The organism is Thalassospira sp. SN3W (assembly GCF_038070535.1).
Classification (GTDB): Bacteria; Pseudomonadota; Alphaproteobacteria; order Rhodospirillales; family Thalassospiraceae; genus Thalassospira; species Thalassospira xiamenensis.
Genome location: NZ_CP121124.1, coordinates 1,737,086 through 1,751,779 on the forward strand (window position 1 = coordinate 1,737,086; position 14,694 = coordinate 1,751,779).

The 14,694-nt window shown below is 55.2% G+C and carries 8 protein-coding genes; 1 reads left to right on the forward strand and 7 read right to left on the reverse strand.

Annotated features, from left to right (window positions below; all coding sequences use genetic code 11):
• Positions 1-113 precede the first annotated feature (113 nt).
• From htpX to P8T57_RS07705, 5 genes are all read right to left on the reverse strand, one after another.
• Positions 114-1,055: a zinc metalloprotease HtpX gene (gene htpX, locus P8T57_RS07685; RefSeq protein ID WP_341365071.1), complete on the reverse strand. Its 942-nt coding sequence runs from the start codon at positions 1,053-1,055 to the stop codon at positions 114-116.
• A gap of 164 nt (positions 1,056-1,219) precedes the next feature.
• Positions 1,220-4,399, reverse strand: a complete 3,180-nt coding sequence (locus P8T57_RS07690) for a multidrug efflux RND transporter permease subunit (protein ID WP_341365072.1) — start codon at positions 4,397-4,399, stop codon at positions 1,220-1,222.
• 38 nt (positions 4,400-4,437) lie between these two features.
• On the reverse strand, positions 4,438-5,604 hold the full coding sequence (locus P8T57_RS07695) for an efflux RND transporter periplasmic adaptor subunit (protein ID WP_114094743.1): 1,167 nt from the start codon (positions 5,602-5,604) through the stop codon (positions 4,438-4,440).
• A 123-nt stretch (positions 5,605-5,727) separates the two neighbouring features.
• Complete coding sequence (locus tag P8T57_RS07700) at positions 5,728-6,381, reverse strand: TetR/AcrR family transcriptional regulator (protein ID WP_037990756.1); 654 nt, start codon at positions 6,379-6,381, stop codon at positions 5,728-5,730.
• A 288-nt stretch (positions 6,382-6,669) separates the two neighbouring features.
• Positions 6,670-11,505: an NAD-glutamate dehydrogenase gene (locus P8T57_RS07705; RefSeq protein ID WP_341365073.1), complete on the reverse strand. Its 4,836-nt coding sequence runs from the start codon at positions 11,503-11,505 to the stop codon at positions 6,670-6,672.
• Positions 11,506-11,876: 371 nt separating this feature from the next.
• On the opposite strand from P8T57_RS07705, the gene fabI reads away from it, so the two are divergent.
• On the forward strand, positions 11,877-12,635 hold the full coding sequence (gene fabI / locus P8T57_RS07710; RefSeq protein WP_007088735.1) for an enoyl-ACP reductase FabI: 759 nt from the start codon (positions 11,877-11,879) through the stop codon (positions 12,633-12,635).
• 12 nt (positions 12,636-12,647) lie between these two features.
• Here the strand turns inward: fabI and P8T57_RS07715 are convergent, their stop codons facing one another.
• Both P8T57_RS07715 and P8T57_RS07720 read right to left on the reverse strand, forming a co-directional pair.
• Positions 12,648-13,805 carry a calcium-binding protein gene (locus tag P8T57_RS07715; RefSeq protein WP_341365074.1) on the reverse strand — a complete coding sequence of 386 codons (1,158 nt, stop codon included), beginning with the start codon at positions 13,803-13,805 and terminating at the stop codon, positions 12,648-12,650.
• Between the two features lie 156 nt (positions 13,806-13,961).
• Entirely contained in the window at positions 13,962-14,636 is a 675-nt protein-coding gene (locus P8T57_RS07720; protein ID WP_341365075.1) for a DUF488 domain-containing protein, read from the reverse strand.
• Between the last annotated feature and the right edge of the window lie 58 nt (positions 14,637-14,694).

Here is a 14,694-nt window from a genome sequence, read left to right on the forward strand (position 1 = left end):
CGGCGGCGGCGTCAATCATACGCCATCGCATTTCGCACCATACCGAAGGATAAAACCGGCAAGGTTTGTATAGGTCGGGGTCAGGAAATCCCCCAAAATTCTAGTAACTTAGATTAATTCCAGGGACGACGACGCACCCGGCGATCCTTTGCCGCCCCGGACCACGGACCGGATTTGGCCGGTGCGGCAGCTCCCGATTGTGGCGCGCCCGCCATTTCACGCAATTTGGCAATCCGGTTTGACATGCTCGGATGGGTTGAGAACAGATTGTCCACACCTTTGCCCGAAAGCGGGTTGGCAATATACATATGCGCCGTCGCCGGGTTGCGTTCGGCATCCATGTTCGGAATGGCATGAACGCCTTTGTCCAGTTTGTTAAGGGCGGATGCCAGCCACATCGGATGGCGGCAGATTTCAGCCCCGATCTTGTCGGCTTCGTATTCGCGGGTACGCGAGATTGCCATTTGCACCAGCATCGCGCCAAGCGGTGCCAGAATGGCAACAAGGATCATCCCCACCCCGCCGAGCGGATTATTGTTTTCATTGCGCCCCCCGCCAAACATGCCGGCAAACATGGCAAAGTTGGCCAAGGCGGAAATCGCCCCGGCGATGGTGGCGGTGATCGTCATGGTCAGGGTATCGCGGTTTTTGATATGGGCCAGTTCATGAGCCATCACACCGGCAATTTCATTGCGATCAAGCAACTTCATCAGGCCGCTGGTTGCGGCGACGGCTGCGTTTTCGGGATTACGTCCGGTGGCAAAGGCATTGGGCTGGGGATTATCGATCACATAGACCTTGGGCATCGGCAGCCCGGCATTGTGGGCCAGTTCGCGCACCATCGATACCAGTTCGGGTGCGGTGCGGTCATCCACCTGTTTTGCGCCACGCATGCGCAAAAGCATGGAATCCGCATTCCAATAGGCAAACACATTCATCGCCGCAGCAAACAGCAATGCGATGATCATGCCCTGTTGCCCGCCAATCATCATGCCGACTGCGCCAAACAGCGCGGTCAAGCCAGCCAGCAACAAACCTGTACGCACATAATTCATGGTCGACACTTCCTTTGACGAATACTCCGCGCAGAAGATAGGGAGAAGTTGCGCCAAGGCAAGCGTGACCGAAACCAGATGAGATCAATTTCACAGAAGAAAGAAACAGCCGGACCACGGGGTCGGGGGAACTTTATGGTCCGGCTGTTATGCAACGGTTTTCGTTACTCCGCGGGCTGCTGCGCGTCAGCCCCATCAAGTGAACGAACCTCGTTGCCACGGCCGATCTTGCGCACCAGCACGTAGAACACCGGTGTCAGGATCAGACCGAAGATGGTCACGCCCAGCATGCCCGAGAAGACGGCGATGCCGATGGCATGGCGCATTTCCGAACCCGCACCGCTTGAAATCACCAGCGGCACAACGCCCATGATGAAGGCAAGCGACGTCATCAGGATCGGGCGCAGGCGCAGGCGGCTGGCTTCGATGGCTGCCTGAACGGTTGTCCGGCCCTGATGTTCAAGTTCACGGGCGAATTCGACAATCAGGATGGCGTTCTTTGATGCCAGTCCGGCCAGAACGAACAGACTGATCTGGGTGAAGATGTTGTTATCCCCACCGAACAGATAGACACCAAAGGCCGCCGAAAGCGTACTCATCGGGACGATCAGGATGACCGCCAGCGGCAAGGTCAGGCTTTCGTACTGGGCGGCCAGAACAAGGAAGACCAGCAGAATACAGATCGGGAAGATGAAGATTGCCGTGTTACCCGCGAGGATCTGCTGATAGGTCAAATCCGTCCATTCATAGGACATGCCCGGCGGTAGGGTTTCATCAAGGATCTTGATAATCGCGGCCTCGGCCTCGCCACTGGAGTAACCCGGTGCGGCGTTGCCATTCAGATCAGCCGAACGGAAGGCGTTGTAACGCATGGCAGTATCCGGGCCGAATGTTTCGGAGACGGAAAGAACACTGCCAAGCGGCACCATATCGCCATCCGCGTTGCGCGTTTGCAGACGCAGGATGTCTTCGGGGCTTGAGCGATAGGGTTTGTCGGCCTGTGCGATCACCTGATAGGTGCGACCGAACTGGTTGAAGTCGTTGACATACATCGAGCCCAGATAAATCTGCATGGTCCGGAAGATTTCATCGACCGGAATGCCGAGCTGCTGGACCTTTGTGCGGTCCAGATTGGCCTGCAATTGCGGGACATTGATATTGTAGCTTGAAAACACACCGGTCAGTTCGGGTGCGGCCCATGCCTTGGCCAATACCTGTTTCATGGCATCGTCAAGGGCACGATAACCCTGATCGGTGCGGTCCTGTACCTGCAATTTGAAACCACCGACCGTGCCAAGACCCTGAACCGGGGGCGGCGGGAAGATGGCAACGAAGGCCTCGTCAAGGGCGGCATATTTCTGTTGCAGTTTACCGGCAATTGCCAGCCCAGACAGGTCATCGGATTTGCGTTTGTCAAAGTCGGTCAAGGCGACGAAGACGATGCCGGCACTTGAACTGTTCACAAAGCCATTGATCGACAGGCCCGGGAAGGCCACGGCACTTTCGACACCGGGTTCGGCCAATGCGATGTCAGACATTTCGCGAATGACTTCTTCGGTACGGTCCAGTGTCGCGCCCTGCGGCAATTGTGCGAAACTGACCAGATATTGTTTGTCCTGCAACGGAATGAAGCCGGACGGCAAAATCTGGAAACCCTGCCAGGTCAGAACCAGCAATCCGGCATAAACCGCCATCATGATGGTTTTCATCCCCAGCAGCCGTTTGACACCCCCGCCATACAGTTCCGTACTGCGGTTGAAGAACCGGTTGAACCAGCGGAAGAACCAGCCAAAGATAAAGTCCATGGCACGGGTCAGCCAGTCCTTTGGCGCATCATGCGGTTTTAGCAGAAGTGCCGACAATGCGGGGCTGAGCGTCAGGGAGTTGATGGTTGAAATGATCGTTGCGATGGCGATTGTCAGGGCGAACTGTTGATAGAACTGCCCGGTCAGGCCACTGATGAAGGCAATCGGCACGAACACGCCGGTGATGACCAGCGAGGTTGCGATGATTGGCCCGGTGACTTCGCGCATCGCAGCCACGGTTGCATCGCGCGGTGACAAACCACGTTCGATGTTACGTTCGACGTTTTCGACCACCACGATGGCATCATCGACCACGATCCCGATGGCGAGGATCAGACCGAACAACGACAGCACGTTGATCGAGAATCCCAGCAACAGCATCAGGGCAAAGGTCCCGACAATCGACACCGGCACGGCCAGCAGCGGAATGATCGAGGCACGCCATGTTTGCAGGAAGATCGTCACCACCACAACAACGAGGGCGACGGCTTCGAGCAGGGTTTTGATCACCGATTTGATCGAGCTTCGAACAAAGACGGTCGGATCGTAAACGATGCTGTATTCAAGACCTTCGGGGAAGTTCTGCTTAAGCTCTGCCATGGTTGCGCGAACGTTGCTTGAAATTTCAAGCGCGTTGGAACCAGGCGAGGCAAAGATCGGAAGGGCAACGGCGGATTTGTTATCAAGCAGGGACCGCAGGGCATATTGCTGTGCCTCCAGCTCGACCCGGGCGACATCGCCAAGACGGGTTACGGTGCCGTCTTCGTCGCGATTGACGATGATTTCGGCAAATTCATCGGGTGTTTCGAGGCGCCCGTGGACATTGATCGGCAACTGGAACTGCACACCGGTATCATAGGGCGCGCCGCCAATCGTACCCGCCGCGACCTGCACGTTCTGGCTTTGAATGGCCGATACGACATCACCCGCCGTCAGGCCGCGTTCGGCGACCTTGTCCGGGTTAAGCCAGATGCGCATGGCGTAATCACCCGATCCGAACAGTCCGACCTGCCCGACGCCCTTGATGCGGGCCAGCTGATCCTTGACATTCAGGGTCGCGTAGTTGCGCAGATACAGCATGTCATAGCGGTCATTTGGCGAGAGCAGATGCACCACCATCGTCAGATCCGGGGACTGCTTTGACACCGTCACGCCAAGCTGACGGACGATATCGGGCAGGCGCGGTTCGGCCTGCGAGACCCGGTTCTGGACCTTTTGCTGTGCCAGATCGGGGTCGGTCCCGATTTCAAAGGTCACGGTCAGGCTGAGACGACCATCAGTCGTCGCCAGCGAATTGATATAAAGCATCCCTTCGACCCCGTTGATCTGTTCTTCAAGCGGGGAGGCGACGGTTTGGGCAATTTCGGCCGGGTTTGCACCGGGGAATTGCGCTTCGACCACAACGGTCGGTGGCACGACTTCCGGATATTCGGAAATCGGCAAATTCAGCATGGCAATCAAACCTGATAACAATATCAGGACGGATAGAACGCCAGCGAAAATCGGGCGATCCACAAAGAATCTGGATATATTCTGCATAACAGTCAGCCTAGCTTTTGCGCGCAGTCAAGCATCCGTCAGGATGCCGAGGCCTGCAGAATTTCAGGAGCAACAGGCATACCGGGCCGGACTTTCATGATCCCGTTCACAATCACCATGTCACCGGGTTCAAGCCCGGAGGTCACGATGCGACGCCCGTCAACTTCGGCCCCCAGCGTTACCTGACGATAGGCAACCGTATTGTCCGACTGGACCACGTAAACGAATTTGCGGTCCTGATCGGTACTGATGGCGTCAGGTGCAATCAGGATGACATCCTGTTCGGCCGAGGTGCCGAGTTGCAGGCTGGCGAAACTGCCGGGCAGAAGTGCGCCGTCGCTGTTGTCAAACAGGGCGCGGGTCCGGATGGTGCCCGTACGGGTATCGATGCGGTTATCGAAACTGTGGATAAATCCGTCAATTGTCTTGCCACCGGCGATGGTCATGCGGACCGGGATTTTCTGATCCGCGCCGCTGACTTTATTGGCGTCATAGATGCTGGCGAAATAGGTTTGTTCATCCAGATCGAAATCGGCATAGATTTTACCGGTCGAGACTATGGTGGTCAGAACCGGGGCATTCGGCCCGGCATTGACCTGATTGCCGACGGTCAGTTCGACCCGGCTGACACGGCCATCAATCGGTGCCTTGACAAAAGCATGATCAAATTCGATTTCGGCAAGTTCGAGCTGGGCAAGCGCACGGTTAACCTGACTTTGCGCAACCTGTTCGGCACTGACGCGTTCATCAAAGACACGTTTGGAAACGGTGCCATTGGCCACCAGTTTTTCCGCGCGTGCCTTTTCCTTGGCGGCAAGCGACAGGGTTTGGCGGGCAGCCGCCAGTTCCGCCTTGGCTTCGTCAACGGCGGCCTTGTATGTGCGGGGATCGATCACGGCGAGAATATCGCCCTGCTTGACGATCTGACCATCTTCGAAGCGGATATCGACAATGGCACCACTGACCTGCGGGCGAAGCTGGACTTCCTCGACCGCACTCAGCCGGCCGGAGAAATTATTCCAAAGCCTGACGGACTGGCTGTGCACGTCCTGGACAGTGACGGGGGTGATTTGCGGTGCAGCCTGTGCAACGGCTTCGTCGGCACCCGCAGAACCTATGGTGCTAAGCCCGTAACCACCGGCAGCAATCGCAGCGATTGCAGCTGTGGCGGACAGCAGCATTCTCAGTTTGGATCGTGATTGCATCTTTCCATTTCCCAATAGCGTGACCCGCGCATTCGCGGACAGAATAACGGGAAGATGCGTACCGATCGGTTTGTTAGCAAGGGGAAAATGAAAAAAATTTACATGCGTTCTAAATTTTATGAATTATCCGGCGACTGACAACGAGGCTTCCTCGGCCTTAACATCCCTGAATTCACAGCGTAAATCCAGCATCCGGCAGATGCCGACACGCAAATCAGACCGAACAGTATCCAAACTGTTAAAAACTTTGCCGTAGGTCAGCAAGCCATGCACAAACTGGAAAACAAGACGCGCCAGCAGCGTCACATCGGCATCCCCGGAAAGCATGCCTTCGCCCTTAAGGCCGCGAATCATGGAGGCAAGATACTTGATCTGCTCCTCGGCAAGTTCGCGTGAACAGTCCTGAATTTCGATATCCTCGGGACCAACCTGGCCACCGGCAGTAAAAATCGGGCAGACACAAACCTCGGCATCCCCCGGAATAGCCTGCTTTTTCTGTTTGTTCATGATCAGATCGATATAGCTGTTCAACTGATCAAGTGGCGCAATTTCCGGGGAAAAGATCGCTCTGAGTTCGTCCTTTCCCTTATCCCAGTGATGGCGCGCCGAAGCTGCAAACAGGGCGGCCTTGCTGTCAAAGTGATGATAAAACGCCCCCTTGGTAACCCCTGCATGCTTGCAGACATCACTGACACCAATATCGTGATAGCTGCTGGTCCATAGCAATTGTATGGCGGTCTCCAGCAATTTTGTCCGGGTCTCGGCAGCGTTCCTCATTTTCACACCATTTTTCTCTTTTTCTGTATTCAATATACGTACCGGTTGGTATTTTTCAAGGCATCCCCTGACTTCATTTGGTTTTCATCATATAAAAACGGCAGGAGAATGGCAGTAAATTAAATCGATTCAATTACTTCGCATTCGTTATCCGGTTCAAAAAATTTACCAACCCGACGGCATCCGGTTGCTCCTGACATTCCGGGGGATATTTCAGCCCCCTGGGCGAAGGCAAAAAAAGAGGGCACCGAAGTACCCTCTTTTGCGAAAATGCCTTGCCTGTGCGGATCAGCCGCCGACCATGGCCCTGATCTGGCGGTTGGCAACCGTGATCATCGACAGGTCGATCTGTCCTGCGGCACGCAATTCATCGATCAGCTGATCACACCGTGCACAACCGCGCTGATGATCATCGACCCATTTCCTGACCAGATCACCACCAACCGTGCCGTTCGTGCCAGAAGAAAGCACCACACGCGTCAGTTCGCGCTGATGACCGAACAGATCATCAATCGCGGCGGCACGCGCCAGTTTCTGCCAATGGGTTTCGGCTTCGATGGACTCGGCTGCTGCACGCAGCAGGCCAAGCTGGAAGCGTGCCCCGATGGCAAAATAGGTTGCCCCGACATCGATGACGTCACGCCCGGTTGCCTCGGCAATGCGGACGATATCGCAAACCGCGACCATCTGCTGCATTGCCGCCACACGGCGCGCCAGATCTTCGGGCACGCCCTGATCGATCAGGGATTGCGATTTCTGATCCAGGGTCGTGCGGAAAGCCGCATCGGCCGGGACGATATCGTCAAAGGCCTCGATCACCTTGGCGACTGCCGGACGGAACAGCTCGATCTTCGCCCCGACATTCAATTCCTCGCAATTGCGCAGGAACCACAGGGTCACATCTTCGACCATGCGGTTGATGTGGGAGAACATCGCGATCTGGACCTTGGCATCAACCTTGTTATCAAGGGCTTCGATACCCGCCCACAGTTTGCGCAGGCCAAACACCGCACGGGTAATCAGATAACCGCGCGAAACATCCACCGCCGAAAGCCCGGTGGCTTCCATCATGTCATGGACAAAGGTCCCGCCAACGCGGTTGACCAGACTGTTGGTGCCGACGGTCGCGATGATTTCACGTTTCAGACGATGGCTGGAAATCGCCGCGCTGTATTTTTTACGGACAGCTGTCGGGAAATACCGCACCAGTTCTTCGACGAGGATCGGGTCATCGGGCAGATCGGATTTAAGCACCTCGTCATACAGCCACAGCTTGGCATAAGGCATCAGAACCGAGATTTCCGGACGGGTAAGGCCCTGATGGGCGGCCGTGCGACGTGCCAGTTCCTCGTCATCGGGAAGATATTCGATTTCCCGGTTCAGACGACCTTCGCGTTCCAGCATCCGGATCAGGCGAACCTGCGCATCAAGCGCATCCCCGCCCCCGGCAAAGGCATTCGAGATCGCCTGGCTTTGCAGATAGTTGTCACGCAGCACCAGATCACCGACCTCGTCGGTCATTTCGACCAGCAGTTTGTTACGCTGCTTTTCGGTCATGTCACCGGCGGCAACCACCTCGCCCACCAGGATCTTGATATTGACCTCGTGATCGGAGCAGTTGACACCCGCCGCATTGTCGATGGCGTCCGTATTCAAACGCCCACCAGCGTGGGCATACTCGATACGGCCACGCTGTGTGCAGCCAAGGTTGGCGCCCTCGCCGATGACCTTTGCCCGGATATCCTTGCCATTGATGCGGATGGCATCGTTGGCGCGGTCCCCGGCATCGGCATTCGATTCCGCCGACGATTTGATATAGGTCCCGATCCCGCCGAACCACAGAAGTTCGACATCGGCTTTCAGGATGGCCTTCATCATGTCGGCCGGCGTTACCTTGCCGGTGCCAAGATCAAGCAGCTTGCGAACCTCGGCGGAGGGATCAAGCGTCTTGGCCTTGCGGTCAAAGATTGCACCGCCCTTCGAGAGGACCTTGGTATCGTAATCGGCCCAGCTTGAGCGCGGCATGTCAAACAGGCGCTTGCGTTCGGCAAAGCTTTTCGCCAGATCCGGGTCGGGATCGACAAAAATATGCATGTGGTTGAAGGCCGCAACCAGCTTGATCTGTTCGGACAACAGCATGCCATTGCCAAACACGTCACCCGACATATCGCCAACACCGGCAACGGTGAAGGGTTCTTTCTGGATGTCTTTGCCAATTTCGCGGAAATGACGTTTGACCGATTCCCACGCACCGCGTGCGGTGATGCCCATTTTCTTGTGATCATAGCCCTGCGAGCCGCCCGATGCGAAGGCATCGTCAAGCCAGAAGCCATAATCACGGGCAACGCCATTGGCGATATCGGAGAAGGTCGCAGTCCCCTTGTCGGCCGCAACAACCAGATAAGGATCGTCATCATCAAGACGGCGTACACGTTCCGGCGGGATGATGTCGCCACCGACAATATTGTCGGTGATATCAAGCATGCCTGACATCAGCGTTTTATAACAGGCAATGCCTTCTTCAAGGAATGCTTCGCGCCCGCCATCGACCGGGGGCCGTTTGACGACAAAGCCGCCCTTGGAGCCAACCGGCACGATCACCGCGTTCTTGACCATCTGGGCCTTGACCAGACCGAGAATTTCGGTGCGGAAATCTTCCTGACGGTCCGACCAGCGGATACCACCACGCGCGACAGGACCACCGCGCAGATGGACGGCTTCGACACGCGGCGAATAGACGAATATTTCGCGCCAAGGACGCGGAAGCGGCAGATCTTCGACCATGCCGGAATTGAATTTTACCGACAGATAGGGTTTCGGATTGCCGTCCTTGCCATACTGGAAATAGTTGGTGCGAAGCGTTGATTGAACAAGGTTGAGGAAGGCGCGCAGAATGCGGTCTTCGTCCGGGTTCATCACATCTTCAAGGCGGGTGATAATGTCGCCTTCGATGGCCTCGGCTTCGGCGGCCAGCCCCGGATCACGATCCGGGTCAAAACGTGCGACAAACAGATCGACGATTGCAGCGGCGAGACTGGCGTTATTGGCCAGTGTTTTGGCCATGTAATCCTGCGAGAAGGCCGATCCCATCTGACGCATATAACGGGCATAGGTCCGCAGGATGACGACTTCGCGCCAATGCAACCCGCCCAGCAGAACAAGACGGTTAAAGGCGTCGTTTTCGACTTCGCCATGCCACATGCGAATGAAAAGTTCCTGGAACTTGTCACGCACATCATGCAGGTGGAATTCGCCGTCAACCAGTACCCCGAAATCGTGAATGCGGACATTCACATCGGTATCGCGTGGTTCGACCTTGAACGGGTTTTCGGTAATGACCTTAAGACCCATATTTTCAAGCATCGGCAAGACGTCGGAAAGCGGAACCGGTGCACCGGGGTTATAAATCTTGAAGCGCAGCTCGTTCTCGGCGGCCTCGATCGGGCGATACAGATTGACCCGCAAGTCCGATGATTTGATCACGTCCTCGATACGGTCGATATCAAGAGCCGCGGTATCGACACCGAACCGATCACGATAATCGCCGGTGAAGCTTTCGCCGTAACGACGATAAAGGGTCAAGCCGCGCTCTTCGCCCATTTCACGGACCAACACCTGACGGAGCGTATCAGCCCAGTCGCGTGCGGTTTCAACAAGCTGGCGTTCGATATCGGTAACATTGTATTCCGGCAACTCACCCGGCGTGGTTTTGACCAGAAGGTGCAACCGCGCAAGGGGGCTATCGCCGATCAATGTGTAATGTGCCGTCACCTTGCCATCAAAGGCGGCTTCGATCACCGACTGGAACTTCATGCGAAGCTTGGTCGAGAACCGGTCCCGCGGGCAGAAGACCTGACAGGAAACAAAGCGTTCAAAGGCATCACGGCGCACGAACAGGGCAATCCGCTGACGTTCCTGCAAATGCAGGATGCCCATGCAGATATGATACAGATCATCAAGTTCGATCTGGAAAAGCTCGTCGCGCGGGAAGGTTTCAAGGATATTGACCAATGCCTTGGCATCGTGGCTGGCAGGCGGGAAGCCGGCACGCTTGATGGTTTCGGCAAGCTTCATGCGCAGAAGCGGAATGAGGCGCGGGCTGAGGTTGTAGGCAACCGAGGTGAACAGACCGACAAACAGATGCTGACCGACAACCTTGCCTTCATCATCGAACTGCTTGACGACAATCGTGTCGAGATGCACCGAACGATGCACGGTTGACTGCTTGTTGGCCTTGGTCACCATCAGAAGACTTGGCTGGGCGACAAATGCCTGCACCTCGGTCGACAGATTGCCGATCTGGCGCAGCTCATCAAAGATATGCGTCCCTTCACGGCGCAGAATCCCAAGCTGGCTTTGCGGATTAACGTCCACTTTGGCCTTCTTGCCCGTACCGCTGAATTTATATTCACGATAGCCAAGGAAGGTGAAGTGATCGTTATGGACCCAGCCGAGGAAATCCTGGGCTTCCTTCTGGTCTTCTGCGGAAATACCGGTTGGCGCGGTTCTGATGCCATCAAGAACTTCAGCGACTTTTGACAGCATCGCCTGCCAATCCTCGACCGAAAGACTGACATCGGTAAGAACGTCTTCCAGACGATCACGGATTTTTCGCAGAACGGCTTCGTCGGTCTGCTCGTCAATTTCAAGATGCATCACGGATTCACGCGACGCATCCGAATTCTCGACCGCTTCGACCGACTGCAATTCACCACGATCATCACGCGCGATACGCATGATCGGATGGATGACCAGATGGACGGTCAGATCGAATTCGTTAAGCGCAGACGTTACGGAATCCACCAGGAACGGCATATCCGTATTGATCATCTCGATCACGGTGTGATCGGATTTCCAGCCGTGCTCTTCAAGATCGGGGTTATAGACCCGGATCTTGGCGGCATTGGCCGATGGGCGCTTTTGCGCGAATTTATATAATGTCAGTGCCGCGCCATAAAGCGAGTCGACGGATCGACCTGCCATGTCGTCGGGCGGTACATCCTTGTAAAAAAGGCGAACGAATGCTTCTGCATCCTTCGCCATCTTACCGGTCAAGCGTTGCTGGATCTGTTCGACAACCTTGTCGATGACTTCCCGTTTCGGGTCGTCGCTTCGGGCTTTCATGTCCAATTTCCCTTTTTATCGGCTCTGTTTGCCAGAACCGAAGTGCCGACCTTTGCGGGCGACACTACACACCTCGGATGTCACATGTATTTGGGAAGACAACCTGAAGTTCCCCACACCCGGAAATGACGGAAAACTGCAGCTTCCTTCCATGGCTACACATAGCGGATCATCTGCCTAAAAACTATGCTTCTGCACAAAAAAAAATCGTTCACTCAATAGGTTCCGATCAACGGAGCCCTGTATTCCAATTGGGGATTGTCACAGAATTTTACACTTTGCTGCATCGCAAAATCATTTAAGCTTTGTATCGCTTGCGAATCAGGAGTCCGCTTCGCATCCGCAAAACAACTCAAAGCAGGAGATGCCAAGTGCTGGCAGGAAAGAAGGGCCTTATCGTCGGAATTGCCAACGACAAATCGATTGCCTATGGCTGTGCCCGAATTTTCAACCGGGAGGGTGCAGAGCTTGCGATCACCTATCTGAACGACAAGGCCGAAAAGCATGTCCGCCCCTTGGCAGAGGGACTAAACGCCGCGATCATCACCCCGCTTGATGTTCAGAACGAAGACCAGATGGATCGATTGTTCGCGGCAATTTCCGATCAATGGGGAAAACTGGATTTTGTCCTGCATTCCATCGCATTTGCGCCTGGCGATGACCTGCATGGACGCGTGATCGACTGTTCACGCGACGGGTTTCTGACCGCGATGGATATTTCGTGCCATTCATTCCAGCGACTGGCAAAGCGTGCAGAGCCGTTGATGATCGACGGTGGCGCACTTTTGACCGTCACCTATATGGGGTCGGAGCGGGTTATTGATCATTATGGCGTGATGGGCCCGGTCAAGGCCGCGCTTGAAAGTGCCACCCGATACATGGCGGCCGAACTTGGCCCGAAAAACATTCAGGTCCATGCGATTTCACCCGGCCCCCTTCTGACACGGGCGGCATCGGGCATTGCCGAGTTTGATCACCTTATGACCACCGCCCAAAGCCGGGCACCGGGACGCAGGCTGGTTACCATCGACGAGATCGGGGAACTGGCCGCTTTCCTTGCCAGCGACCGGTCACGCGGGATCACGGGCGACGTCATCCATATCGATGGTGGTTATAACATCATGGGCTAAAGCAATTTGCCTTTAACCGATCATGCTGTCCTCGAACACAATATTGTCCTCGGTGAAATCGGCAAGATCGGTATTTTCAATCAGGACACCATAATCGTAATGCCGACCATCACTAAAATCGACATACAACCCGGCGTCCGTTTCCTCTGCATGCTCTAGAAAATCAGCGAAGTCATGGATGCCGCTTTTTTCCTGAAACTCGATTCCGAACTGAAGCCTGTCACCGTTGGAACCGGTTTCAAAATCGGCAATACGGTCGCGTTCGGCACCGCCTTCAAACACCCGCCACAAAAACGTGTCCGGGCCATCATCCTCTGGATATCTGTCGCTATTGCCGCGCAGGAAATCGTTGCCGTCGCCACCCTCGATGATGTCATGCCCATTGCCACCATGCAGCACATCATGCCCGTCCCCACCACGCAGAACATCATCGCCAAAATGTCCCTGCAGAACATTTCGACCAGCGTCGCCGATTAACAGGTCATCATGGATTGTGCCGTATAGATTTTCGATATCATGGACAACGTCGCCTTCGGCTTCGCCGCCCTGAAAAACACCGGTTTCAAGGTTGATCGAAACACCGGCATCACCATTGTAGCGCAATGTGTCGCTTCCAGCACCGCCATCGACATAGTCCGCATCGGCACCGGGGCTTAACATATCATCCCCGTCACCACCCAGAAGGGTATCCTCGCCGTCGCGCCCTGTGAGGGTATCGTTCCCGCTTCCGCCCAGCAGGGTGTCGTTGCCCGGATCATTGCCAAGATAATCGCCGTACAGAAAATCGTCGCCGTCACCGCCCAGCAGCAAATCGCTGCCACCGCGCCCCCAAAGCACATTGCTTGCGTCATCGCCGATTACGGTATCGTCAAACGGACTTCCTTCGACCACTTCGATGCCAACAAGCCGGTCGCCTTGTGCCTCGCCCCCGTGACCGGTTCCGGCTTGCAGATCAACAATCACGCCTTGTGTTGCGGTATCGGTATCGTAGTTGGCGCTATCACGTCCTCCGGGGCCACCGTCAAGCAAATCGGCCCCCGGTCCGCCCGTTAGCTCGTCATCCCTGCCAGCGCCATAAAGCTGATCATCTCCGGCCAAGCCATAAATCGTGTCATTATCACTTGATCCGACAAGGCTATCATTGCCTTCCGTTCCGGTAACGAGTGCCACAACGCCCTCCTGCAACTGACAACAACATCAACTGCAGATTTAAATATATATTCCCGCGTACAGCAACATTCGTAAAATAGAATGAAATATAAACTTGAATTATACAAAATGACCATTTTCAAAAAATGGCGATAACGCGTTTTAAGACATGAAATATTAGAAATTATTTTGCCGTTTTCTGGATTTTATTGCGTCATCTGCAAGCGGAGCCGCTTTGACAATTTGCTTCTTAAGGGCCAGAACCAGATCGGCATCGGGATCCGGTGCGCTGGCAGCGAACAAATCGGCTGTATCGCCGCCATTGATCGCAATCATGCGCTTTTCCGTCTCGGCCTGGGTTTCCACACGCCCGTCGGAAACCAGGTGCCGCAAATCAAACCCAGCGGCCTTGAGTACCGGCGCGATCAGCAATGTGCGGTGGCAATCCAGCGGATCCTTTTCCGCGCACATCAGGCAGATTCGGTATTTGCCTGCGCCCGAGATCAGACGATCAATCCCGGCTTTGAATTCCGGGCGTGCTGCCATCAGGTCATAGTCCAGTCGACCGTTCGGATAAAGTGTCGGGTCTTGTGGCTTTCCACCCAGCAGATCGCCCATGAAAACGTAAGCAATGCCGTTCTCGCGCAGGAACGGGCCAAAGGTATCGGCGTCAAACGCCTTCCAGTAATTCGATCCGCGAAAAGTCCGGATGTCGGCCACCGCCGTAATATCCTGCCCCTTCAGAAGGGCAAGCAAACTGTCGCGGTCATGACCCGCATAACCGACGGTCCAGATAATGTTTTGGGGGTAATCGTTGTCCTGATTGTCGTGCATTTTTCCAAAAAACGACATCTTATTGGGAACCGCAAGACCAAAACAAAAAAGGCCGCCCCGAAGGACAGCCGTTTTT